27 protein-coding genes are annotated in these 24258 nt (G+C 32.9%); 8 read left to right on the top strand and 19 right to left on the bottom strand.

The window, feature by feature from the left end:
• Positions 1–20 precede the first annotated feature (20 nt).
• Positions 21–482 (bottom strand): DUF1569 domain-containing protein, encoded by a 462-nt coding sequence (locus tag BM246_RS07530; RefSeq protein WP_074936874.1) that lies wholly within the window; start codon positions 480–482, stop codon positions 21–23.
• Positions 483–560: 78 nt separating this feature from the next.
• On the opposite strand from BM246_RS07530, the gene BM246_RS07525 reads away from it, so the two are divergent.
• The 3 genes from BM246_RS07525 to BM246_RS07515 all read left to right on the top strand — a co-directional run bounded on the left by BM246_RS07525 (position 561) and on the right by BM246_RS07515 (position 2438).
• The gene (locus tag BM246_RS07525) at positions 561–854 is read left to right on the top strand and encodes a hypothetical protein (RefSeq protein ID WP_042502502.1); all 294 of its coding nucleotides are present in this window, start codon (positions 561–563) and stop codon (positions 852–854) included.
• A 107-nt stretch (positions 855–961) separates the two neighbouring features.
• Positions 962–1171: a putative signal transducing protein gene (locus BM246_RS07520; RefSeq protein WP_042496465.1), complete on the top strand. Its 210-nt coding sequence runs from the start codon at positions 962–964 to the stop codon at positions 1169–1171.
• A 265-nt stretch (positions 1172–1436) separates the two neighbouring features.
• The gene (locus tag BM246_RS07515) at positions 1437–2438 is read left to right on the top strand and encodes an NAD-dependent epimerase/dehydratase family protein (protein WP_074936872.1); all 1002 of its coding nucleotides are present in this window, start codon (positions 1437–1439) and stop codon (positions 2436–2438) included.
• Here the strand turns inward: BM246_RS07515 and BM246_RS07510 are convergent.
• From BM246_RS07510 to BM246_RS07500, 3 genes are read right to left on the bottom strand one after another with little or no spacing between them, the layout of a single operon-like run.
• Positions 2404–3054: a DUF4296 domain-containing protein gene (locus tag BM246_RS07510; protein ID WP_081958597.1), complete on the bottom strand. Its 651-nt coding sequence runs from the start codon at positions 3052–3054 to the stop codon at positions 2404–2406. The two genes, BM246_RS07515 and BM246_RS07510, sit on opposite strands and share 35 nt — an antisense overlap.
• A complete protein-coding gene (locus BM246_RS07505; RefSeq protein ID WP_074936870.1) occupies positions 3051–4397 on the bottom strand; it encodes a dihydroorotase in 1347 nt (448 codons plus the stop codon). Before BM246_RS07505 ends, BM246_RS07510 begins: the two co-directional genes overlap by 4 nt.
• A gap of 8 nt (positions 4398–4405) precedes the next feature.
• A complete protein-coding gene (locus BM246_RS07500; RefSeq protein ID WP_042496458.1) occupies positions 4406–5128 on the bottom strand; it encodes a polyprenol monophosphomannose synthase in 723 nt (240 codons plus the stop codon).
• A gap of 118 nt (positions 5129–5246) precedes the next feature.
• Between BM246_RS07500 and BM246_RS07495 the strand changes: the two genes are divergently transcribed.
• Together BM246_RS07495 and BM246_RS07490 are read left to right on the top strand one after the other, a co-directional pair.
• Entirely contained in the window at positions 5247–5894 is a 648-nt protein-coding gene (locus BM246_RS07495; RefSeq protein ID WP_042496456.1) for a DUF4271 domain-containing protein, read from the top strand.
• A gap of 23 nt (positions 5895–5917) precedes the next feature.
• Positions 5918–6667 (top strand): uroporphyrinogen-III synthase, encoded by a 750-nt coding sequence (locus BM246_RS07490; RefSeq protein ID WP_042496453.1) that lies wholly within the window; start codon positions 5918–5920, stop codon positions 6665–6667.
• A gap of 87 nt (positions 6668–6754) precedes the next feature.
• Here BM246_RS07490 and BM246_RS07485 read toward each other — a convergent pair whose 3' ends face one another.
• The 3 genes from BM246_RS07485 to BM246_RS07475 form a co-directional block, all read right to left on the bottom strand.
• On the bottom strand, positions 6755–8359 hold the full coding sequence (locus BM246_RS07485; RefSeq protein ID WP_074936868.1) for a S41 family peptidase: 1605 nt from the start codon (positions 8357–8359) through the stop codon (positions 6755–6757).
• Positions 8356–8790, bottom strand: coding sequence for a deoxycytidylate deaminase (locus tag BM246_RS07480; RefSeq protein ID WP_042496452.1), 435 nt, complete (start codon positions 8788–8790; stop codon positions 8356–8358). The genes BM246_RS07485 and BM246_RS07480 overlap by 4 nt, the downstream gene beginning before the upstream one ends.
• Before the next feature lie 244 nt (positions 8791–9034).
• Entirely contained in the window at positions 9035–9625 is a 591-nt protein-coding gene (locus tag BM246_RS07475; protein ID WP_042496450.1) for a HupE/UreJ family protein, read from the bottom strand.
• Positions 9626–9872: 247 nt separating this feature from the next.
• Between BM246_RS07475 and BM246_RS07470 the strand changes: the two genes are divergently transcribed.
• Together BM246_RS07470 and BM246_RS07465 are read left to right on the top strand one after the other, a co-directional pair.
• Positions 9873–10391, top strand: a complete 519-nt coding sequence (locus BM246_RS07470; RefSeq protein WP_042496447.1) for a hypothetical protein — start codon at positions 9873–9875, stop codon at positions 10389–10391.
• Positions 10392–10517: 126 nt separating this feature from the next.
• Positions 10518–12608: a M13 family metallopeptidase gene (locus tag BM246_RS07465; RefSeq protein WP_042502496.1), complete on the top strand. Its 2091-nt coding sequence runs from the start codon at positions 10518–10520 to the stop codon at positions 12606–12608.
• A gap of 74 nt (positions 12609–12682) precedes the next feature.
• Here BM246_RS07465 and BM246_RS07460 read toward each other — a convergent pair whose 3' ends face one another.
• Both BM246_RS07460 and BM246_RS07455 read right to left on the bottom strand, forming a co-directional pair.
• Entirely contained in the window at positions 12683–13396 is a 714-nt protein-coding gene (locus tag BM246_RS07460; RefSeq protein WP_074936865.1) for a hypothetical protein, read from the bottom strand.
• Between the two features lie 75 nt (positions 13397–13471).
• A complete protein-coding gene (locus BM246_RS07455; RefSeq protein WP_074936863.1) occupies positions 13472–15772 on the bottom strand; it encodes a M28 family peptidase in 2301 nt (766 codons plus the stop codon).
• Between the two features lie 132 nt (positions 15773–15904).
• Between BM246_RS07455 and BM246_RS07450 the strand changes: the two genes are divergently transcribed.
• On the top strand, positions 15905–16372 hold the full coding sequence (locus BM246_RS07450) for a CBS domain-containing protein (RefSeq protein ID WP_042502489.1): 468 nt from the start codon (positions 15905–15907) through the stop codon (positions 16370–16372).
• Positions 16373–16377: 5 nt separating this feature from the next.
• On the opposite strand, the gene BM246_RS07445 is transcribed toward BM246_RS07450, so the two are convergent.
• The 10 genes from BM246_RS07445 to BM246_RS07400 form a co-directional block, all read right to left on the bottom strand.
• Positions 16378–17088 carry a hypothetical protein gene (locus BM246_RS07445; RefSeq protein WP_042502487.1) on the bottom strand — a complete coding sequence of 237 codons (711 nt, stop codon included), beginning with the start codon at positions 17086–17088 and terminating at the stop codon, positions 16378–16380.
• 7 nt (positions 17089–17095) lie between these two features.
• On the bottom strand, positions 17096–17446 hold the full coding sequence (locus BM246_RS07440) for a hypothetical protein (protein WP_042496435.1): 351 nt from the start codon (positions 17444–17446) through the stop codon (positions 17096–17098).
• Positions 17447–17513: 67 nt separating this feature from the next.
• Complete coding sequence (locus tag BM246_RS07435) at positions 17514–18008, bottom strand: hypothetical protein (RefSeq protein WP_194235714.1); 495 nt, start codon at positions 18006–18008, stop codon at positions 17514–17516.
• A 34-nt stretch (positions 18009–18042) separates the two neighbouring features.
• Positions 18043–18489, bottom strand: coding sequence for a GNAT family N-acetyltransferase (locus BM246_RS07430; protein ID WP_074936861.1), 447 nt, complete (start codon positions 18487–18489; stop codon positions 18043–18045).
• A 144-nt stretch (positions 18490–18633) separates the two neighbouring features.
• Positions 18634–19554 carry a hypothetical protein gene (locus tag BM246_RS07425; RefSeq protein ID WP_074936859.1) on the bottom strand — a complete coding sequence of 307 codons (921 nt, stop codon included), beginning with the start codon at positions 19552–19554 and terminating at the stop codon, positions 18634–18636.
• Positions 19555–19628: 74 nt separating this feature from the next.
• A complete protein-coding gene (locus tag BM246_RS07420; protein WP_074936857.1) occupies positions 19629–20015 on the bottom strand; it encodes a VOC family protein in 387 nt (128 codons plus the stop codon).
• 103 nt (positions 20016–20118) lie between these two features.
• Positions 20119–21222, bottom strand: a complete 1104-nt coding sequence (locus tag BM246_RS07415) for an alpha/beta fold hydrolase (RefSeq protein ID WP_074936855.1) — start codon at positions 21220–21222, stop codon at positions 20119–20121.
• A gap of 148 nt (positions 21223–21370) precedes the next feature.
• A complete protein-coding gene (locus BM246_RS07410) occupies positions 21371–21967 on the bottom strand; it encodes a hypothetical protein (RefSeq protein WP_139221866.1) in 597 nt (198 codons plus the stop codon).
• A gap of 88 nt (positions 21968–22055) precedes the next feature.
• Positions 22056–22517 (bottom strand): hypothetical protein, encoded by a 462-nt coding sequence (locus tag BM246_RS07405; RefSeq protein WP_042502481.1) that lies wholly within the window; start codon positions 22515–22517, stop codon positions 22056–22058.
• A 35-nt stretch (positions 22518–22552) separates the two neighbouring features.
• Positions 22553–23962 (bottom strand): DUF1444 domain-containing protein, encoded by a 1410-nt coding sequence (locus BM246_RS07400; protein WP_042502479.1) that lies wholly within the window; start codon positions 23960–23962, stop codon positions 22553–22555.
• Positions 23963–24258 lie beyond the last annotated feature (296 nt).

Raw genomic sequence — 24258 nt, 5'->3', positions numbered from 1 at the left:
GCATTTCGAAGAACCTTTTTTTATGATTTTAAAATATCGCGTATAATTTTTAAGTGATGATTGGTATGGATTTCTAAAAAATGAACAGTCTGCTTTTTATTAAGCATGCCAAACATAGGGTGATTAAAATAAGCGTTTTCCGGAAGCGTTTCTAGTTTTTTAATATGCGTTCTAGCAACTTGTAACTGATTATGTATTTCTGTTTCTACAATCGTTTCTGGAGGTCTTACTGATTTTGGCGCTCTAGCTTTACCTCTTGGAAAAAAACCTAATTTAAATAACACTACGCGCATAAAGCTAAAGTTCGATTTATAGGTTTCGGGATTAGAATCTATAGCTTGCTCACTTACCGAATTAATCACTTTTAGGGCATGATCTAAATGCCAACCCACGGTAGATTTAGAAATTTGGCTATTCTTTTTATCTTTAGAAGAAACACAATTCTCCAGTTTAAATAACATTTCTATTAAAATAATACTCATTCAATGTTAATTTAATAATTTTATTGAAAGATATTGAATAAATCATTAACTTTAGAGTATTGTGTTTGCAATTCCTTAATGTTTAATTTAATACTTACGCCTATGCTACCGTTTAGATCTGAAATTAGAAATTCCCCGAACCAGCAAGCTATCAAGATTTTTTTGAGCGATGAATCGTTAGACTCTAGAATTAAAAAGCATTTAGAACATTTTAATGAGATTGAAACCATTGAAATTACAGAAAGTATCGGACAAAATAGAGTTAGCGAAAATATCACCGTAGTTTTAAAGGATCATGCCGATATTACCAAAATGAAATCGTCTATAGATTCTAGTTTATGGTGGTATTTTGAAAAAGACCATGTGGATTAATTTGGTTTGACCTTGTATAAAAATAATTCTATTTATTATGAAATAACACTTTATTTTAAATGATAAGGTGTTATTATTTTACGTTAAAATTAATACCAAAAAAATAAATGAGCTTAACAACCATTAAAAAATCGAACTTAGCTTCGGATTTAATTATACTAAAAGGCAAACTAGAATCTGAAGGTATTACCTGTTACTTAAAAAACGAGTTTACAACGCAATTAATGCATTATGTACCTACTTGTGAAGTTGAACTTCAGGTGTTAAATTCTGATCTAGAACAGGTTGAGAAAATAATGAGTGCCATGCAAGTTTAATTGCATTACTATTCAATAGGTCGCAGAACTTTACGCGATAGTAATTGCAGCGGCATCCTTTTTGTAAAGCATTTAAATAGGCTATGCTTTAATTTTTAACTGAAATTTCTTTGGAATTGAACAGATCCTGAAACAAGTTCAGGATTGCTTTGCAAAAAGATATAGCGGAAAGCGCGGTTTATTTTGGCCATTAAAAGCCAAAATAAAATTGCCCAAATTATACTAAAATAAGTGCTTTGGATTAAATATTTATTACTTTAGTTGCATGATATTAGTAACGGGAGGAACAGGTTTGGTTGGTGCGCATTTGCTGTATAAATTGACTAAACAAAACGAAAAAGTTAGAGCAATTTATAGGAGTGAACATAGGTTGCCGTTGGTAAAAAATGTATTTGAGTCTTTGGATACTGATTTTGAATTGCTTTTTGATTCGATAGAATGGGTGGAGGCAGATCTTTTGGATATTCCTGCATTGTTGGACGCTTTTTTGGGGATTACCCACGTCTATCATTGTGCCGCTTTTGTGTCTTTCGAGCCTAATAAATACCATCTTTTAAGGCGTACAAATATTGACGGGACTGCTAATATTGTTAACTTATGCTTATCGGAAAAAGTTGAAAAACTTTGCTACGTAAGCTCGATTGCGACTTTAGGCAGCGAGTTAAACAACAAGCCTGTTAGCGAGGAAACCATTTGGAATCCGGAAGCAGACAATAATGCTTATGCTATTACTAAATACGGTGCCGAAATGGAAGTTTGGCGCGGTACTCAAGAAGGTTTGGATGCTGTAATTGTAAATCCTGGTGTTATTTTAGGTTCTGGTTTTTGGGACAATGGCACCGGTAATTTATTTAAAAAAGCTAAAAAAGGGTTTCCGTTTTACACCTCGGGAACTATTGCTCTAGTTACTGTTAATGATGTGGTACGCGCTATGACAACTTTAATGAATAGCGAGATTGCTAATGAACGTTTTGTTTTGGTGGCAGAACATTGGACTTACAAACGTTTTTTAGAAACTTTAGCGACAGCTGTTAATGGGAAACCACCTAAAAAACTAGCATCAAGTTGGTTACTAAATATAGGTTGGCAATTAGATTGGGCCAAAACTAAACTTACAGGTATACGTAGGCAATTAACGAGAAATTTGGTGCGCACGCTATCTACCGATACGCAGTACAATAGCGATAAAATAAAAACAGCCTTAAATTTTGAATTTAAAGCTGTTGATGATATTATTCGCGAGACCGGACGTCTTTATCTGAAATAGGTTTAACTAATTTCGATTTTATTTTTGAAAGTTTTTGGCGGTCTACACTTTCAATTTTCTCCAACACATCGTCGGTAACGGTTTTATTTTCTTCTATAATTTTATTAAACTTCTCTTTTAGCAAGGTTGTGTCTAATAAAATTTCTTTTTGAAGACGTGTTTTAATAGAATCATGAAGTTTTAAATTAGAAATAGAATCTTTTAATGTGGTTAGCATTTGCAAAGAATCTTGCTTTCTTTTTCTAGCAACTTCGGCTTCTTCTTTTTTCTCTACGTCTTTATAAAACAACTTTAAGGCTTCTAGACTGTCTTTTACCTTTTGGTAAATTTCATCGTATTCCTCAATATTAAACGTGTAGTATTCGTTGCTTTCTGCAAACTGTAAACTATCTACATTATGTTTTTTAAACACATAGGTTTCTAAATCGACACCATGGCTTTCCATAATACGCTTATTAGCCATATTGGCGGAACCTACTATTTTTGCATCAATTAAAATATCGACCATTTTTTCCTTAGAAATTAAATTCTTAGGCTTTTTAGGCGCTTTAAATTGATAACAAGCTGTTACCAATAGCATGATGCTTAAATATGTTGAAAATCGGTTTAAAATCATCTATCGAAAGTTAATCTTTTTGCTGCTTTTACCTCGTTAAACTTACCATTTTGGTACACTAAAGCTCCATTTAAAAAAGTATGGGTTATTCTAGATTTAAAGGTAGCGCCTTCAAAAGGAGACCATCCACATTTATATAAAATATTATCTTTTTTAACCGTCCATGGGTTATTTAAATCTACTAAAACTAAATCGGCAAAATAACCTTCCTTTACATAACCACGTTTTTCGACTTGAAATAAAATAGCCGGATTATGACACATTTTTTCGACAACCTTTTCAATAGAAATTTTTCCTTTATGGTACATTTCTAACATAGCAGGTATAGCGTGTTGCACTAATGGTCCGCCCGATGGTGCTTTTGTATAAACGTTATTTTTCTCTTCTATAGTATGTGGCGCATGGTCTGTTGCTATAACATCGATACGATCGTCTAGTAAAGCTTCCCAAAGTTGATCGCGATCTTCTTTAGTTTTTACCGCAGGATTCCATTTTATCAATGTTCCTTTTTTATCGTAATCTTCATCACTAAACCAAAGGTGATGTATACAAACTTCGGCTGTAATCTTTTTATCTTTTAAAGGAATTTTATTACTGAATAAGTTTGTTTCTTTACCTGTAGATAAGTGAAAAACATGCAGTCTAGCACCTGTTTTTTTAGCCAATTCTATAGCTCTAGAAGATGAAATATAACAAGCTTCTTCACTACGGATAATTGGATGATATTTTAATGGAATATCATCGCCAAATTTATCGATATGTTCTTGTAAATTCTTTTTTATGGTAGCCTCGTCTTCACAATGCACAGAAATTACCATATCGGTACTTTTAAAAATATTTTCTAAAACCGCTGGATCATCTACCAACATATTACCGGTAGAAGAACCTAAAAACAACTTTAAACCGGCAACCGATTTTGGATCAACTTTTAAAATTTCTTCTAAATTATCGTTAGTTCCACCAAACATAAACGAGTAATTAGCATAAGATGTTTTAGCTGCTATATCGAACTTTTCCTCTAACTTTTCTACAGTTGTAGTTTGCGGATTGGTATTTGGCATTTCGATAAACGATGTAATACCACCTGCAATAGCCGCTCTAGATTCGGTTTCAATATTTGCCTTTTGCGTTAAACCTGGTTCTCTAAAATGAACCTGATCGTCGATAGCTCCCGGTAAAACATATTTTCCTTCGGCATCTAATACATGCACATCGGCAGATTTTGCACTTATAGAATCGTTAATTTCTTTAATGTAATTACCCTCTATTAATATATCGCCTTTTATTGTTTTTCCATCGGTAACAATATGAGCGTTTTTAATAAGTGTCGTTCTTAATTTCATAATCTTTCCTATTTTTTAAATAGACTTTTTAGTTTCATTGTAATAACTCCAAAAATAGCTTCGGAAATAATGCCGCCGCTTAATTTAGAAACTCCTTTTGTTCTATCTGTAAAAATCACAGGGACTTCAATAATTTTAAATTGCTTTAAATAAGCTTTAAACTTCATTTCAATTTGAAAGGCATAACCAATAAACTTAATGGTGTTTAAATCTATAGCTTCTAGCACCTCGCGCTTGTAACACACAAAACCAGCAGTGGTATCATGAATTTGCATTCCGGTGATAATACGCACGTATTTAGATGCCCCGTAAGACATTAGCACACGATTCATGGGCCAATTTACGACATTTACACCTGTTTTATAGCGTGAACCTATAGATACTCCTGCTCCTTCTTCCGCGCAAGCGTTGTATAATTTTATTAAATCGGTTGGATTATGTGAAAAATCGGCATCCATTTCAAAAATATAGTCATATTTTTTATCGATAGCCCATCTAAAACCATGAATATAAGCGGTACCAAGGCCCGATTTCTCTTTTCTAACTTCCAAAAACAATCGATTAGCAAATACACCTTGCAGTTCCTTAACCTTTAAAGGTGTTAAATCTGGCGAATTATCATCAACAACGAGTACGTGAATGTCATCAGACTGAGCAAACACTGCTGTGATAATAGCTTCTATATTTTCTATTTCGTTATATGTTGGTATAATTACAACACTACCCTTCATCATTTTCCTTTTGAAAGCCTACAAATTTTTAGCAAATGTACATTTTTTAAAATACGGGTTCTTTAAAAATTCCTTAATATTTTAGCTGTTTTACTAATAATTATAATAATTTTATACCGTGATTAGAGCTATTCCATCAAACGAACTATTTACCATACTTTTAATAATAGGTATGGCGGTTATTGCTATAGCAAAACTTACTGCGCCTAAACGTTTTACGGACTTCACTTTTGTGGTAATAAACTCGAAGTATCTTAATATTTATGCTCGAGATCAGAAGTTTTTCGACAAGTTTGACGCTCTACTATTTGGAAACTTAATTCTATCGGCATCTGTGTTTAGTTACATTGTTTATAAACACACCTATAACATTACCGATGTCTCTATTAATTTAATGTTTAAAATAGCCGTTGGCATATCGGTTTTTATATTAATAAAAGTACTTTTAGAACGCCTTTTAGGTAGTATTTTTTCTATAGATGGACTTGTAGACCAGTATGTATTTCAAAAAATTAGTTACAAAAACTTTTTAGGTGTTATTTTACTCCCCATAAATGGCCTTTTACTTTTCACATTATCCCCAACAACACAAGTAATATACGGCTTTATTGGGCTACTTGTTTTAGTTAATTTAATCGGGCTAATAACCTCATTTAAAAGACATCAAAATTTAATAAAAAACAACTTGTTTTATTTTATTTTGTATCTTTGCGCACTTGAAATCGCACCTTATCTATTTTTATATAAGGTTTTGGCTTCAAAATAACAGAATAAAAACTGATTGCGCTTATGAAAGTGAAAACCATTTTAGTATCTCAACCAGAACCTAAAATAGAAAACTCACCTTACTTCGATTTAGAAGAAAAACAAAAGGTGAAAATAGATTTCCGTCCTTTTATTCATGTTGAAGGGGTTTCTGCCAAGGAGATTAGACATCAAAAAATAGATTTAGGCCAGTACACAGCCATTATATTAACAAGTAGAAATGCTGTAGATCACTTTTTTAGAGTGGCCGACGAAATGCGTTTTAAAGTTCCTGATAGTCTTAAATATTTCTGCCAATCGGAAGCTGTTGCTTATTATTTACAAAAATATGTGGTTTATAGAAAACGTAAAATTTATGTTGGAAAACGTACGTTTGCAGAACTTTCTCCACTTATTAAAAAATATAAAGACGAAAAATTCTTGTTACCAACTACAGATAAAGTTAAACCGGAAGTACCAGATACTTTAGATGCTTTAGGTGTGCAATGGAAACAAGCTACGTTTTACAAAACTGTGGTTAGTGATTTAACAGATTTAGCTGATGTACTTTACGATATACTTGTATTTTTCAGTCCATCGGGAATAGAGTCTTTATTTCAAAACTTTCCAGATTTTAAACAAAATGATACTCGTATCGCTGTATTTGGAAACACTACAATTAAAGCAGTAGAAGAAAAAGGTTTACGTGTAGATATTGCTGCGCCAACACCAGAAACACCTTCTATGACTATGGCTTTACAGAAATACATTGATAAAGTAAATAAAGGAAAATAAAAACACCTTTTTTTTTAGATGATAACAAAAACGCCCGATTTAATTAAATCGGGCGTTTTTAGTTTTATATAGTAATCTAAATAGTAGTTATTCCTTAACAGCTAAACCTTCATCACTCAGTTTAATCACCTCTTCTATCATGGTATCACTCTTGTTAAAGATTTCATCAAATGCGCCATCTCCAAATAATTGATCACCTAGAGTTGCTTTAATAAACTGTTTTATTTCTTTTTGATAAGCCACAAAGGTAATCGCGGTATCTGTTCTTAAGTTTAAATAATCTTGAAAGGCAAAAACCATATCGTCTCCTACTTCAAAAGACTCTATAAAATCACTACGCGAAATCTCATCATATTTATGACGGTCTTTCTCAAGCTCTTCAAACACAAAATACCCCATAAAACCACGACGCTGTAAAAACGTTAATGTTTCATTCTGCATACTTGTATCTATAGGCACAAAAACATCAGGAATAATACCACCACCACCGTAAACTACTTTTCCGCCAGGTGTTGTAAACTTTAAGGAGTCGGCTACTTGTATTTTTTCAGAATCTAAAAGCTCACCACTTTCAAGACGCTCAAAATAATCATCGTAATAATCTTTATTGCCATTTTTATAAGGTCTTTGTATAGAACGTCCCGTTGGTGTATAATAACGAGATACCGTTAAACGTACGGCACTACCATCACCCAATTCCATTTCACGTTGCACTAAACCTTTACCGTAAGAACGTCGCCCTACAATAGTTCCTTTATCGTTATCTTGAATAGCACCCGCAACAATTTCACTAGCCGAAGCAGAGTTCTCATCAATTAACACATAAATTTTACCATCTTCAAAATCACCTTCATCTGTGGCAAAGCTTTTATTTATTTGGCCACGTCTATTTTTAGTGAATAAAATAAGTTTATCTTCTTCCAAAAATTCATCTACAATTTTATTTGCAGTATCTAGAAAACCACCAGGGTTATCGCGTAAATCCAAAGCAATTTCAGTGGCTCCGGCTTCAATTAATTTATCTAAACCTGTTTTAAACTCATCATAAGTGGTTTCCGCGAAGCGATTCACCTTAATATAACCTAGTTTTTTAGTTAACATATAAGCCGCATCCACACTTTTTATTGGAATAAGATCACGCTTTACAGTAATATCCAAAAGTTCCGGCTCACCTTTTCTAAAAATCTTAAGTTTTACATCGGTATCAATACGGCCTTTTAATTTTTTAACCATATCGTTTTCACGAAGTTTACTTCCGTAAAGTGTATCGCCATCGGCCATCACAATTCTGTCTCCACCTCTGATACCGGCTTTTTCACTTGGCCCGCCTTCAATAGAACGAATAACGGCAATGGAATCTTTATACGGATAAAAACTAACGCCAATACCCACAAAATCACCTTTCATGTTCTCGGCAACACCCTCCATTTCTTCCTTAGGAATATACACCGAGTGCGGATCTAAATTTTCTAAAATTCCATTTACGGTAACATCAACAATACTATCGGTATTTATATCATCTACGTAATCGTAATCGATATAATCAATAAGTCTATTAAGTTTTTCCTTTTTACTGTTTTTCGTAAAAACCCGGTCCGACGACCCCGAAAAACTCAACTTCCCTCCAATAAAAATACCCGCAGCAATAGCTACGCCTAAAATCAATGGCAAATATTTTTTTTGATAGGTCATTCTGCTGTTAAATCAACTATTTGTTCGAGTTCAATTCCTGCTTTTTCAAGAAACCTTAAACCCGAATCATCTTTATAAGAATCGTGATAAACCACCTTTACAACACCCGCTTGGTGTATTAATTTACTACACTCCTTACACGGCGACATTGTGATATAAAGTGTTGCACCTTTGCAAGATTGCGTAGAAGCTGCAACCTTTAAAATAGCATTGGCCTCGGCATGCAAAACATACCATTTTGTGTATCCTTCATCATCTTCACAAAAATTCTCAAAACCAGACGGTGTTCCATTGTAACCATCCGAAATAATCATACGGTCCTTTACAATTATCGCCCCAACTTGTCGGCGTTTACAATACGATAATTTACCCCATTCTTTCGCAATGCGCAAATAGGCCTTATCATATTTTTGTTGTTTATTTTTTGGCATCAATTCGTTTTAATTATGGCGTTACCCTCATTTTAAATCTCAGGCATTAACCTAAATACAATAGGCTTATTCGGGTCGGGCTTTCCGCTATATCTTTTTCTATTAATACTACTGCTTTGGCAGTCGAATTCATAAAAAAAGGATGCCGCATCAATCCCTAACGCAAAACTGTCTGTTCGATTAAACGAATATAGTTCGATTGTATTTTAATTACAACCTCTGTAAGTTAAAGTTTTATCAAAAATTAAGATAAAAAGTCGCTATTTAGTATCATCGGAATCACTAAACCAACCACAATAGACGAAATAACCATAACCCAGTCACGCTTAGAAAATCTAAAAATAGTTTGCACTAAATAACCCAAGAACAACACAATAAATACAATAATTATTTGTGCTAATTCTATACCTAAGGCAAATTCTAAAAGCAATAAAATTTTATTATCGTTGCTCCCTAAAAGCATTTTAAATTCTCGTGCAAAACCTAAACCATGTATTAAACCAAAGAAAAGTGTGGTTAAAAACAAAATGCCAACTTTTTCCTTTTGCGCTCCTTTACCCGCTGTAAACACATTAAAAAGTGCCGCAACCATAATGGTAACAGGTATTAAAAACTCAACAATAGCACCATTTACAGTAATCACGCCATAAGCTGCCATTACTAAAGATAAGGTATGCCCTAAAGTAAACATTGTAACTAATAAAAGTACACGTTTCCAGTCCCTAAACAGGTACGGAACCGTTAGAACAATTAAAAATAAAACATGATCATAGGCATTTATATCAAGTACGTGATTAACACCATACTCCACGTTAAACCAAAAATTTTCTAACATATTAATTACAATTTAGGGATTTCACCAAGTTTAAGAAACGCTTTATTCTTTAAACACATTTGGCATTGCATCAAAGATACAATTAATTACAATTATTTTAAAAACACTTTATTTTTTTACAAATCAAGTGTTTATCGCTATTACCAAACTTAAATACAACAAAATATAGCACCATTTCGTTCTACTTACTACCAAACACATTGCGGATTAGTATATATTTGTAACCTATCTTTTTAATTGAATTATAATGACGTTTAAAATTTTAATTACTCTAAGTATTTTGCTTTCATTTTCGGCGTGTAAAAAAACACAAGACACTGAGGTTGAAACCGAAATTGAAGAAACCACCTCTCAAAACCTTTCAGAAAAAAGTATAGCGCAACTTAAATATGTGGAATACGCCTTAGATGTTAAAACAGAAAAAGCTATTGAAGATTGGGCAGAATATTTTCAATTAGAAACCCACATCAACAATGTAAAAAAAGGAGATTTAGGTTTTTTCTATGATAACGATAAAAATATAAAAACACTGTTACGCGATTTAAAAAAGGATATCCCAGAAGCCGTGAATAGCGATGCTACACTAGCTAGAATTTCGGCCTTAGAAACACATCTTTACAAACTAAAAAGCTTAGCTAACTTAGAATCTACAAGCAAAGACGAACTTCTTTTAACTATAAAAGATTTCTTAATATCGTTCTCTAACTTCAACTTTCAAATGAATCAAAAAATTGAAGCCGACGGTATTAACATAGCTAAACCATAAAACCTTCTTTTTAACCTCATTTTCATTTTTAAACAAATCTGCTTCTATAAAGTAGAATTTATATGTATTTTAGCGCATAAGATTACATCTTAACACTATAACTCACTATAAACCTAAAAATTGAAAATGAAACCTAATTACCTATCCCTATTAAGTGGGCTTGCTTTTCTTTCTGTTGTCGCTTGTAAAACCGACGAAAAAAAAGAAACTATAGCTCAAGTTGAAACTGTACCAGGAATTAACCTAGAATTCATGGATACTACAACCAAACCCAACGACGATTTCTTTAGATACGTTAACGGAAAATGGTTAGACAACAACGAAATTCCATCAGACAGAACACGCTGGGGAAGTTTTGACGAGCTTAGACAAAAAACAGACGACGATGCGCTTACTATTTTAAAAGCAGCATTATCGACAGATAAAGATTTAAAGAAAACGGAAATTGTTGCTGGTTCGGATCAAGATAAAGCGGTAAAATTATACCAAACCATAATGGATACTATTGCTAGAGATAAGCAAGGTATAGAACCATTAAAACCTTACTTAGCAAAAATTGATGCTATAGAAAACATCCAAGACTTACAAGATTACATTATAGAAATGGAATCTAAAAGTGGCTCTGGTTTTGTTGGTTTTTATGTGGGCGCTCACCCTAAAGACAGTAACAAAAATGTTGGTTATATAGGTGGCGGCAGCTTAGGTTTACCAGATCGTGATTACTACATTAACGACGATGAAAACTCGAAAGAAATTAGAGCTAAATATTTAGCACACATTTCTAAAATGTTACAACATTTAGGAGAAACGGAAGAAGAAGCAAGCTCTGAAGCTTTACAAATTTTAGATTTCGAAACACGTTTAGCACAATCAAAAATGGACAAAGTAGAGCGTCGTGATGCACGTAAACGCTTTAACCCAAGATCTATTGCCGATTTACAAAACATGGTGCCAGCTATAAACTGGGATGCTTATTTTAAAGGTATTGGTGTGAAATCTATCGATACTGTAATTGTTGGCGAAGTAAAGTATTTTGATGCCTTACAAGGTATTTTAAAAGAAAACAACGTAGCAGATTGGAAAGCTTATTTACGCTGGAACAGCTTTAATGATGCTGCTGGATTATTAAGCACAGATTTAGCTAAAGCAAACTGGGAATTCTATAGTAAAGAACTTCGTGGAGCTAAGGCTCAAAAACCTTTAAACGAACGTGCTTTAGGCACTGTAAACAACACTGTTGGTGAAGCGCTAGGTAAATTATATGTAGAGAACTACTTTCCGCCAGAAGCTAAAGCAAAGGCAGAACGCATGATTAAAAACGTAATTCTTGCTTTCCAAAATAGAATTTCGAATGTATCATGGATGACGGAAGAAACTAAGGAAAAAGCCATTGAAAAACTTCTAGCTCTAAAAGTAAAAATTGCTTACCCTGATCAATGGACAGATTACGCAGAATTGCAAATTGAAGGTCCAGAAGAAAACGGATCGTACTTACAAAACATACTTAACGTTAGAGCTTGGAATCATAAAAAAACCATTGAAGAGCTATCTAAACCTGTAGATAAAAGCGAATGGGGTATGGCTCCACAAGTAGTTAACGCTTACTTTAACCCACCTTACAACGAAATTGTTTTTCCTGCTGCTATTTTACAACCACCATTTTACAATTTCACTGCAGATGATGCTGTAAATTATGGAGGTATTGGTGCTGTAATTGGTCATGAAATTTCACACTGTTTTGATGATTCTGGATCTCGCTATGATAAAAACGGAAACTTAAACAACTGGTGGACCGATGAAGATTTAAAACAATTTGAAGCTTTAGGAAAAAATTTAGCCGATCAATATAGCGCTATTGAAGTTTTACCCGATGTACATATTAACGGTGCTTTTACACTTGGTGAAAACATTGGAGATTTAGGTGGTGTTAATGCTGCTTATGATGCTTTACAAATGGATTTAGAAGCTAACGGAAGACCAGAGCCTATTGATGGTTTTACACCAGAACAACGCTTTTTTATGAGTTGGGCAACCGTTTGGAGAAGCAAGATGAGAGACGATGCTTTAAAGACAAGAATAAAAACAGATCCGCATTCTCCTGGAATGAACAGAGCTGTACAACCTTTACTTAACATCGATGCATTTTATAGCGCTTTCGATATTAAAGCTGGAGACAACATGTATATTGAACCAGAAAATCGTGTAAAAATCTGGTAATAACATATAATTAATAAAAACAAAAAAGGCGTTTTCTATATTTAGAAAACGCCTTTTTTAATACTATACTATTCTTATTTTTTATCCTGAGCAGCCTGAGCTTGCATCACTTGCTTTTGCCTTAACAACTCTGTTTTAGTAAGCTGTACTAAATTAAAGTTAGGCGCTTCTTTTAAAATACTATCTAAAATATCTACAGCTGCATCTATATTTGCTTTTTTATCTTTATTGTAAGTTGCTAAAGCATTTAAATACATAAAAGCCGATTTTAATGGCACTTCATAAGGCGATTGTGTTTCGTAAAAAGCCTTTTTCATATCTGCTTCCGAATTGGCGATACCATAATCAATATGCTTTTGGGCCTCTGCTTGCATATTAGTTTGCATATTTAATTCTGCCAACTCATAAGCTACTAACGGGTTTTGTTCTCTTTTAAACATTTCGTTAAAATGCTCTATAGCTAACTTAGGGCGTTTTACTGCTTTTAAAGACACTGCTTTTACCTCAACTGCAATATCAGAATCGGTAGACATTTTTACAACACCTATTGTGTTTAAAGCCTGCACATATTTACCTTCACTCATATAAATGTAGGCCAATGTATCTTGGCGTGCTTCCGATGGAGACAAAACATTTAAATGCGTCATGGCATTTATAATACCTTGCACATCACCTTGTAGCCTCATTTGCTTATAATATCCTTCGTAATGTTTTAATAAATCTGAATTTGTTTGCGCTTGCATTTGAAAACCACATGCTACAACAACAAGTAATAAAATCTTTCTCATCTATCTATATTAATTTAAAAAGCTAAAACTATAAAAATTTAACATTTAAACTGTTAAAAGATTACCAATATTTTACTATTCGATAGTAATTGATTTTTTAAGAATAACAGCATCATTCAAAACAAAAGGTTTCGGAATCATATCATCAGCTCTTTTAGGAACATCAAAACCTTCATCTTCTAACAAATTAAAAGAGGTTTCGTAAATAACAAAAGTTGTTTTTTGTTCCTTCGGAAGTACTAATTGTATATCCAAAGGATCTTCATCTGAAATATAATAACTAAACAGTCTATTAGTTTTACGCTTATTAAACACCAAGCCTATTTTTTCGTTATCGCGAATAGCAACACCATTTAATTTGGCCGCATTAAAAACATTTGTCGAATCGGAAAACACCTCAATTCTGTTTGCTTTGCGTTGCGGCGTAATACAAAGTTCTACGTGCCTAAATTCGCCAATAATAGTATCATGCCCAATAACCATTTGCGGCGCTTTTAGTGATTTTACCGGTGCTTCTGTAGCATACGTAAAACTAGTGCCGTACTTACTTGCAATGGTATAATCTTTTATGGTTGTGGCCGCCATAGGATGCTCTCCTAAAAAAGGAATAGTCCAAGTATCCAAAACGTTATCATAAGTCGCCCAAACTGCTTTATTTTCATCGGCATCTAAAATATAGCACAAACTGTTAGGCTTTGGGTTTTCTGGAGAAAAGCCTGAATTAACATGAGCAGAAATTAAAAAGCAAACAGTTGCTAAAAGAAAACCATAAGACCATCTTTTTTTATGTTTGAAAGTAGAGAAAACAGGAATTAAAAGTCCGAATATTAAAACAACCAAAACCATGGAAGACACCATCATTTTAAGTCCTAAGCCCACAGGAAACATTTGCACAAAATTAGCCAGTAATAAAAGTACCGGCAAAGCTAAAATAGCATGACTAATAATACTTGGCTTCCTTTTTCGAATTAATATAAATAAACTCAACAAACCAAAAAACAAAGGCACGGTTAAAAAACTAGCACCCTCTAAAACAAAGGCAACGGCTACCGAAATACCCAACCAAAAAAATAATGGCGCAATAAGTAAACTTGCTGCATTTCCTGGCTTGTGGGTTTTACTGTAAACAAAGAAACAGATTGCTAAAGACAAACAGGTGAAAGCCGCAATATAAGTATGCCCATTACAACTAAACCCTTGAAGAATTTCCCCATATTGTGGATATATAAATTTTAAAGCCGGCCAAGCATACAAACCAACTACAGCCGAAACGATAAGCGATACAACAAATGCAAAAAAACCTTTACCAACATCGGCTCTTTTAAAAACACGTGCTCTACCTCCATAAATTAAAAGCCCAATAAACACGATAAATGCCAGAATAACCATAGGTATTATCCATGAAAATGGGTATTTAACCATTTTTAAAACAGGTACATTAAAATATACAAAGTCTTCATTACTTTTTAAAGCACTTAAATTAGCTTCACTAAAATATTTAAGCATTGGCATTAAATAAGAACCTTGATGTTCTAAGGTCTTTATATCTAACCGCTCGTAAGTATCCATAGCAGTATGATAATCGAAATGATCGTCTACAAAAGCAAAGTTAAAACCATCGATATCGGCATCTTCACGAAACCGCGTTAAATCGGTATCATTAGGTAGCATTTTATAAATACTATAAAACAACGAGTTACCAACAGGATATTGCGGATTAGCTTTTACAAAGCCTTCTATTAAACCCGCATTACCTTGGTTAGTTTCAACAAGCATAATACTTGGACCACCACTTCCGCGAGCTTCAAAATTTAAAACTAAACCTACATTTTTTGCCCATTCGTGATGATTAACAAAAATATCGGCACCATTTAAACCTAATTCTTCCGCATCGGAAATAAGAATGATAATATCATTTTTAGGCATTTCATTTTTACTTAAAAAAGCGCGAACACCTTCTAAAATAGTTACAACACCCGACCCCGCATCACTTGCACCAATTGAGGAATGTGGATTACTATCGTAATGTGTTAACAACAAAAGCGCCTTACCATTTTCACGTCCTTTAATTCGAGCAACTATATTTTTGGGTTTTGCTAAATTACCCCAATCACGAATGGAATAGGCTTCTTGAATTTGAGTTTCTAAACCTAATTTTTGTAATTGGGTTTCAATATAATTACGCACGTCTAGATGTACATCACTTCCTAAAAAATGAGGTTTTTTTGAAATTTCTTTAAGATGAACTAAAGCACGTTGTGTAGAGAAATTTTGGTTTACCTCATCTAAACTAGATATATTTTGAGGCAGTAGCGCCAAAAAACTCCAGTAAATTCCGCCAATAATAATGAGCAAAGCGACAGCCTTTTTTATCATAACAACACCTTATAAATTTATATATCTAAATATACAATTTTTATAAATGCCATTATTAGAGTTGATGTTCTTTTAGGAAAATCGGAATAAATTCCCTACATTTAGAATTACTTTAATTAAAACTAAACAACTATGGGGATAAAAAGTTTTCAAGGCGCGCGAAAGCAACAAGCTAACGTAGTCGATAGCACACCGCTAAAGGTAAGTGACTATATGACAACAGATTTAATAACATTTACGCCAAACCAAACCATAGAAAGCGTCATGCAAAAGTTAATTACGCACCGCATTTCTGGAGGACCTGTTGTTAATGAAAACAACGAATTGATTGGAGTAATTTCTGAAGGAGATTGTATTAAACAAATTAGCGAAAGTCGCTATTACAATATGCCTATGCAAGATAAAACTATTGAAAACCATATTACCATGAATGTGGATACTATTGATGGCAACATGAATATTTTTGATGCTGCCAACAAATTCTTATCTGCTAAACGCCGTAGATTCCCTATTGTTGAAAACGGCAAATTAGTGGGGCAAATTAGTCAAAAAGATGTTCTAAAAGCCGCAATGACTTTAAAGGGACAAAACTGGAAATAAACGTATTACAATACATTTACACGCAACAAAGCTTTTGGTTCATCTGTAACTAAAAGCTTTTGTTTTTTTGTACCTGTTAGTGTTAGTATTTTAGAGTATGAATACCCTTTTATAGGTTCCCTCAAACTTTCCCATTCCGCCATGCCTTTTACAGCAATATTCTCATCGATTTCAATAACTCCTTCTCTATAACGCATTTGTTTATTAACACCGAACAGCCCTGTACTTTTTTCTCTATGCTTTTTTAAATAAGCTTCTAAATTCGCTGGGGCATCTTTTCTAAATCCTGAGTTTTTGCTAAAATCTTTCACTAAATGAATGTATTTAGAATCTACTCTTAAGTTAGAAGTTTTTACAATGGCCATTTCACTTGCTGCGGAAATAAAAAAATCTTGACTTTCAACATCGTCAATAATTTTACGCCAACTCTTATTCCCCTTAACCTCAACCACAACATGATAATACACGCATTTTCTGCCGCTTAAAGGCGCAACTAAAGGCTCGCCAACATGCTTGGCCTTACCTATAATTTTTGCGTACTCGTTTCTTTTTATACTGTTTATACTTTTTTTACGGGTCTTTTTAAACTCCCGAAGCATTCTGTTTTTTTTACTGAAATAATACGACAACAAACCTATTAGGATGATAGTCGAAAACATAAAAACAGGAATTAAAAAGTGCTTATTCTCTTGAAAAAGCGATAAAACATTATCCATAATTTAATTAACTTTCTCGTTTTACTAATGCGTAATAATCACCTTCGAGTTCTAAATATCCTTGATCGTAAACAAAATAATATACCGTTTGTGCTTTAGTGGTATAAATACTAGTAAAGTAATTAAAATCGAAACCATGCTCGATTAATTTAGCACGTGAGGTTCTCGTTTTTTTATCCGGATTTAAGGTTTCTAAAATGCGATAATTTTTCCGAAGTCTATTGTTGGTGTTTCTAATTAAGTTTTTACTATCCTTATTTACCCGATTGTTATAGCCATTTCTACAACCATCGGAACAGAATTTTTTATCAATTCTGCCAACAATTTTATCGCCACACTCTGGACATTCCTTTTGCATAGTGGTTTGTGTTTATTCTTACTCCATACAGCCTTTTAGGTATCTAAATACTAAAACTGAGCTTATATTATTTTATTTTTTCGAATTCAAATTGAATTTTCATCTCACCTCCAGATACCATGGCATGCATATTATCTCCGTGTTTCCAATATTTTATTTTGTTAGGAAAATCGATTTTATTGTTTTCACATGTAAACTGATCTGCAGCATGAGCCACACCTTTAAACGTAACCGATTGTGTTTCTTCAGGAACTTTCACTACTAAATCCCATTGCTTACCAACTTTAACTAATCCTATATTTTCTTGCTTAATGGTATCTGCGTTTTGCATGGTAAAACCAATACCAGAGTATTCGGTTTTACTAATTTTTTCCCAGTGTTCAAAAGTTGCTTTCCCTTCCTCTTCGTTTAAGCGTTTCCATTTTCCTAATAACCAATCGAAATTCTCAGATGCTTCAATAGCAGTTGCTGGTTTTAAATTTACTTTTGAGCTTTCCTTTTTAGTTTCTTTACAAGACAGAAACAAAATTGAAACACATAAAACATATATTTTTCTTATCATCCTTGATTTCTTAAGGGTTATACTTCCTGAAAATTTATATTATTTTTTTAAAACACCTACTATCTTCAACTCCAGAATATTGTCCGTAATTAGGTATTGAATGATAGCCGTTTTTCGCATACAATGCAATAGCTTCTGGTTGTTTTATTCCTGTTTCTAGAACACATTGCTTAAACCCGAGTTCTTTGGCCCATTGCTCTAACTCTGCAAGCATCATTGAAGCAATACCTTTCCCTCTACTTTCCTCAGAGGTATACATGCGTTTAATTTCCATAGTGTCTTGGCTAAATTCTTTTATAGCACCGCAGCCAAGTGGTTTTTGATTTTCTAAGGCAAGAACCACATATTTAATACTATCTACCTTATTAAATTGAGCGTAAAAGGCGTGGTCTTCACCGTCTCTTATCGCTAAATCTTTATCTAGCAGTTTTACCAACTCAATAAAACCTGGGTTTTTAGAGTTTGTTCTTAGTATTTTCATTTTAAATTGAATTGCCTAGAGCACATGCGAAGCTTGTTTACTTGCCTAATTTAACAAATAAAATTTAAATTTCGATTCTCTACTAATAATCTTACTTTGAAGATGTTCTGTAAAACAATTATTTAGGCGCAATTCATGAAACCTCTATTTTTCCAATTGTAGTTCAGTTCTTTTAACTTCGTCGGACAACTTCTTTTGGCTCCAATATGGTTCTTGAATACTTTTTTTCAATCGTGCTTCCGTTACTAGCCCGTCTCCATTATCTTCAGTCCATGATAGTATTTTATACGGAAAGTTTTTCTCTACTTCAATAGAAACCTTTCTATCGTAACTTAGATAGGCAATGTTATAACGTATAGTACTGTCTTGTTCTGTTTTAGTAATTTCAGCCTTTGTCGCTTCTAAATCTTTATAAGCAAAACGACTGTATATCGTTGAAAAAATGATATCAACTTCCCCTAAAGGCAACTTACCTTTATTTAAACGAATACGCGTAATAAGCTCTTCTTCCAGCATTGCCGCAGGAATAGTTTTCTCTGTATCTCCATCGGCTTCAAAATAAGAAAACTGTTTAAAAGCGTAATTATTCCCATCTAAGTTAAGCTGCGTAAATGTATGTCCGCACCATTCCTGAATGCTTGTATTCAGCTTTAATGTATTTGGATGTTTTTGAAAATCTACAGGTGTAAAAGAAGAGGTTACAATAGAATAATCATAAATACCTGTAGTGAATTTTCGAACATGATTTAATTTCATAACCGGAACTAAATCTTCTCCAGCTTCTTTCGGGTTATCCAACTTCACTTGTTTACTTAGCGAAAAAGGCTCGGTTACAAAAACCAAAACAACTTCACCTTCACGAATTTCTCCATATCGCGACTGTTTTAATGTGTAACTATTTAACTCTGCCGTGCCACTATACCAATACTCATTAAACTCACTGCTTCGCTGCATGGTTTTCTGTTCCTTTACAAGGATAGTTTCAGTGGTCGACTTTTTATCGGATTGACAAGCCAAGCAAGAAGAAATTGTAAGGCAACAGATTACTTTTAATAGTGAGTTCATATTTTTTTTGAATTATAATAGTCCCTGTGTATGACGCTTTTTAATGAAATAAATTACAAGGAAAAGCTTTTAATTTACTGAACATCATCATTTACTTCAACCCAATATCCATTTGGGTCTTGAAAGTAAACCTGCCTGATTCCATCTTTTCGTATATAATCTTTATTTGGCGTATCGAGCCAATCGGAATACTCTATTTTCAACTCATCTAGATGCAATACAAATGCGTTAAAATTAGATGTTGCTAAAGCAAAATGAACAGCCTTATTTGTTTTTATTTCAGCATCTGGACGCGGAATAAGATGAAGCTGTTTCCCTTCGCCCATTGATAACCACCTTGTCTTAGAACCGGAGGCTGTATTCTCAATTTCTTTCAACTGAAACAACTTTTGATAAAACGCCGTAGATTGATCTACATCTTTTACAGAAAGCGCTATATGATTGAATAAAAAAGTACTCATTTATTTAATTTTATGACACTCAAATATCGGAATTATTATCATAACAATAAAAAAACAATCTAAATTTCAATTTAGACTAGACTCACTTTAAGGGCTTTAATAACTACTTCTGCTTTATTTGTAACAACATTGTTTTTGCATTTTCATTTTTCGGATTCAATTCAATGGATTTCTCATACGCCTCAATTGCTTCTACTTTTTTATCTGATTGCAATAAAGCCTCGCCATAACTATCATAAGCATTCCAACTATTTGGAAACAGCATGATATTCAATTTAAAAATCTGTAACGCCTTGTCTAACGCTCCACCTCTCAATAGCGAATATGCCCATTCATTTAAATCACCTTCCGAATGTTTATTCTCAGTTTCAACTTTTTTAGTTTGAATAGACAAATCGATAGCATTATCGAAAGCCTTTTTCAAAAACTCATTTTGTTTCTTCCCGTCTAAGGTTTCGGAGTATGCCTTTATAATTGTATTAATTATTACCCCTGGATTATCTTGAAAAACAGCATGACCACTTCCTTCGGCTAAAACATTTTCTACATTATCATTTTGGTCACCAAGTTCTTTGTGAAGTTTTAGCCATCGACCTGAAAGTATTTCAGGGTAACCTGGAAAAGAATTTTCAGGGAAAACATTTATAATTGATATGTTTTTTGGGAATTCCATATTTCGCACATAGCGCATTGTTTCATTGAAATTCACATTTAAATAATAATCACCCGAAGGCTTTTTTATAGTACTAATATCAACATTGCGATCTCTCATTGTTAACAATTCCTCATTCCAGAAATTACTAAGCGTAACATCGATTAAAACAATAGACCTCACTTTTTGAGGGTGTTTATTTGCGTACAATAAATTATAAAGCCCGCCATAAGAATGAGAAACTAGAATAATTTCTTGGTTATAACCCAACCTCGAAAGTCCTGCTTCTAGTTCTTTTACACCGTTTTCTATTCCAAAATCAGATTCGTTTTTTAAATTCGAATTTAACTCACTTGTTCCAAACCCAGACCTGTCATAAGTTATTAGTGTTGTACCTGTAACTTCATGAATATTTTCTAATATATCACTCCAAACAGAGGCATCATTCCCTCCACCTGCTTCAAAAAGAATTGGAGTTCCTTCTCCTTTCATTATTTTGAAATGCATTTTATAACCTCCAATATCCACAAGAGTATCTAAGGTTTGAGAATACATTGAGATTGATAACAATAAAAATATTACGAATTTAAAATAGAAACATTTCATGCAGTTTGTAGTTTACAATGTTTGGTTAGCGCTATGGTTTGCTCACTTGTATTTTCCGAAGAAAACCAAATGCAACACAAGAGATTTCTTGCTTTAATTACCTTGCCTTTTGCACCTCAAATTTCGTACCATTCCACTTTAACGATATATTGTAGTCCACACTTTTATCTTCAGTAAAATATTCGTGCTCTATCATCCATGTATCAAAGCGTGCTTTAATTGTTAATGTTTCCATATCTAAGTAATAATATACACGACTATTGTATTCTGATATTCCTTTAAATTGATTTTCCTTTAAGAAAAAATCTTTTGCTTGTATAGATGGCAATACATTAATTTTCTTTAGAATATTACTACCACTCTTTTCCCAAGTATCGATAGTAGATGTTTTTTCATTTTCTGTATGAAAAACAAGTATTAAAGTGCCATCAGTTTTGGTTAGAAAAAACAATGTTACTTGAGAAAACGGATGCTTACATGAAATTGTTAATCTTTCTTTATTTTGAAATGAAACTTTCCAATTTGTAGATTCTCCTTTTTTAACCAAATTATTTATTTCTCCAGATGAAATTCCTTCGGTAGTGTTATCAAAAAGAGAAATGGGAGCAACTGAAAGAAAATTAGTCAATGAGTTTTGCCCATAAGACAACAAGGTCATTAGAGTAATTAGGATAAAAGAAGTATTCTTAGTCATTATTTTTCTATGCATAACAGAAGTATTTATCAAATAGAAAATTCACAAGAGTTTTGGCGAGACCGACATACAACATCATCATCTATAATTATTGGTTGTTTTTCTTCATTCTCTCGAACAGTTCAATTTCAGAAGCATTCAATTTTGATTTCGGAATTGCTATTGCAAATGGTCTTGCTTGATTTAAAGTTAGCCATATACTTTCTTTGTTCAATTCAATATTCTTAATCCAATTCCAATCTTTCAATTCGGTTAAGTCTTTATTGTTATGATTAATTTTGATTTCAGTTTCATTAAATTCTACCGTGGCGTCAAAGTTTATTTTTTTTGCAAAATTTTTAGCACTTATGTATTGCAAAGGCCACAATATTAAATTGATTCCTGCAAAAAATATCAGCGCTGTTACTATTGAGCTTAATCCGTTTATTGGTTTCAAAAAACCAAGAATTAAAGACAATATCAAGTATTTCCAGATGGATTTCTTCATAAAAAAATGAACCTTCGCTTTAAGAATGTTCTCGAAGTTTGACACCAATCTTTGTTTTATCATTTTGTGCTTTTTAAATATTCTATCATACAACTATACTACCTAGCTATTTTCATCATTATTTCAATTCTTACATTGTTTTTTTTAAATAATTTTAATGTATAATAATTTTCCTGGAGTTCTTGCAACTCTTCATCACTTAAATTATAAACATTAGAATAAAACACATAAGTCTCATCTCCTGAATAACCTTCAAACGCCCTGATATCTCCATTAAGATCAATATTATCTATTGATGTGCTATTTGGAAAAAACGATGCTGTTTTTCCAATAGGGATTCCTTTTTCCTCCATATAATTTATAGCTTCTTTACGAATAGGCCAATATGATAAATGAGCCAAAGAGGCATCCCATCCTTGTGCAAATGTATCGGGATACACAATTAAGTTACCTAACAACAAACTAACCAACATACCTGAAAAAATAATTTTTTTCGCTCTATACTCCATAATAAGCATAAATGCTAATAGAGCCAACGCTACATATGAAATCACGAAATACCTATGCCCCATTGTATTTCTAATTATTAAACTAGTTGAATATATAACACTAGTTGAAAAAACGCTTATAATCAATAAATAATTATATTTTTTCCAATCTATTGTTTTTCTTTTAATGCAAAATGTACCAACTATAAATAATAATAAAACAATTCTTCCAAAATCAGTAAATTGATACCCCAATACGAGAATATTTCTTCCGAAATTTCTTAAAAAATCAAGAATCGAAGAAAACTCTAGTGCATTGCCCCACGTTTGTAGTGGATGGGAAATCAACCAACCCTTGGTAGCATATCTCCAAGCCACATACAGACAAGCTGGAGTGGCGGCAACTAAATATGTTAGAAGAACTTCCTTTGAAAAAAAATATTGAATTTTTTGTTTCTTAATTACTGTAAAAATTAATGCATCAATAAGAAAAACCCCAAAACAAAGCATCATCCCTCTAAACGTTACAATCCCCAATAAAGAAAGACCTAATATTTTGAAAAAAATATTATTCCGTAAAATTGAATTTAAAGCCAAAAAGAAGAAGAATAAATGAAATATTTCGGGACTTATTAGTACTAATTGAGATAACAATGTTGGATCGGCAAGCACTAAAATAAAAGCTGCTATTTTTAAATATTTTCCTTCTACAAAAAAACATACAAAATAATATAGTTGGTATAACAATCCGAAAATAAAAGGGAGCATCATCCAATGTGATATTGATAATGATTTACCAAACAACACCCAACCACTAGCTAATAGGGTTGCTAAAAAAGGAGGGTGTCCATTATCAATCGACACAGGAATAGAATCCCATCTAAATAGAGAATTTTGAATTAAGTGATTTCCTATTTTAGAGCCGTAAAGTACATTATCCCAAAACATCCCTACATCAAGACTAAGCAAAACGATTATAACACTTAAAACAAAGAAGCACCCTAATTCTCTATATTTCATTTTTCACCTAATAACACATAACAATCGTACAAACCATACAGTCCAACTCCTATAACGCTAACATACTCAAAAAAACTAAAACAGAAGCCATATTAAAATTCATTTTAGTTCTACATCAGTTAATTAGACACCTATTTCATACTTTATTTATTAAAAGGCTTATCCATTTACAAACGACTACAAACATTTACAAACGATTTTAAGCAATTAATTACCGAATAAAATTTGCAAGCTGTTAGATATTTGCAGTGTTGAAACCATTGAGGTTCAATAGTATTAACTGTTTAACGAGCTTA

It is taken from the genome of Algibacter lectus (assembly GCF_900112395.1).
Classification (GTDB): domain Bacteria; phylum Bacteroidota; class Bacteroidia; order Flavobacteriales; family Flavobacteriaceae; genus Algibacter; species Algibacter lectus.
This window is presented reverse-complemented; position numbering and strand designations above follow the sequence as displayed.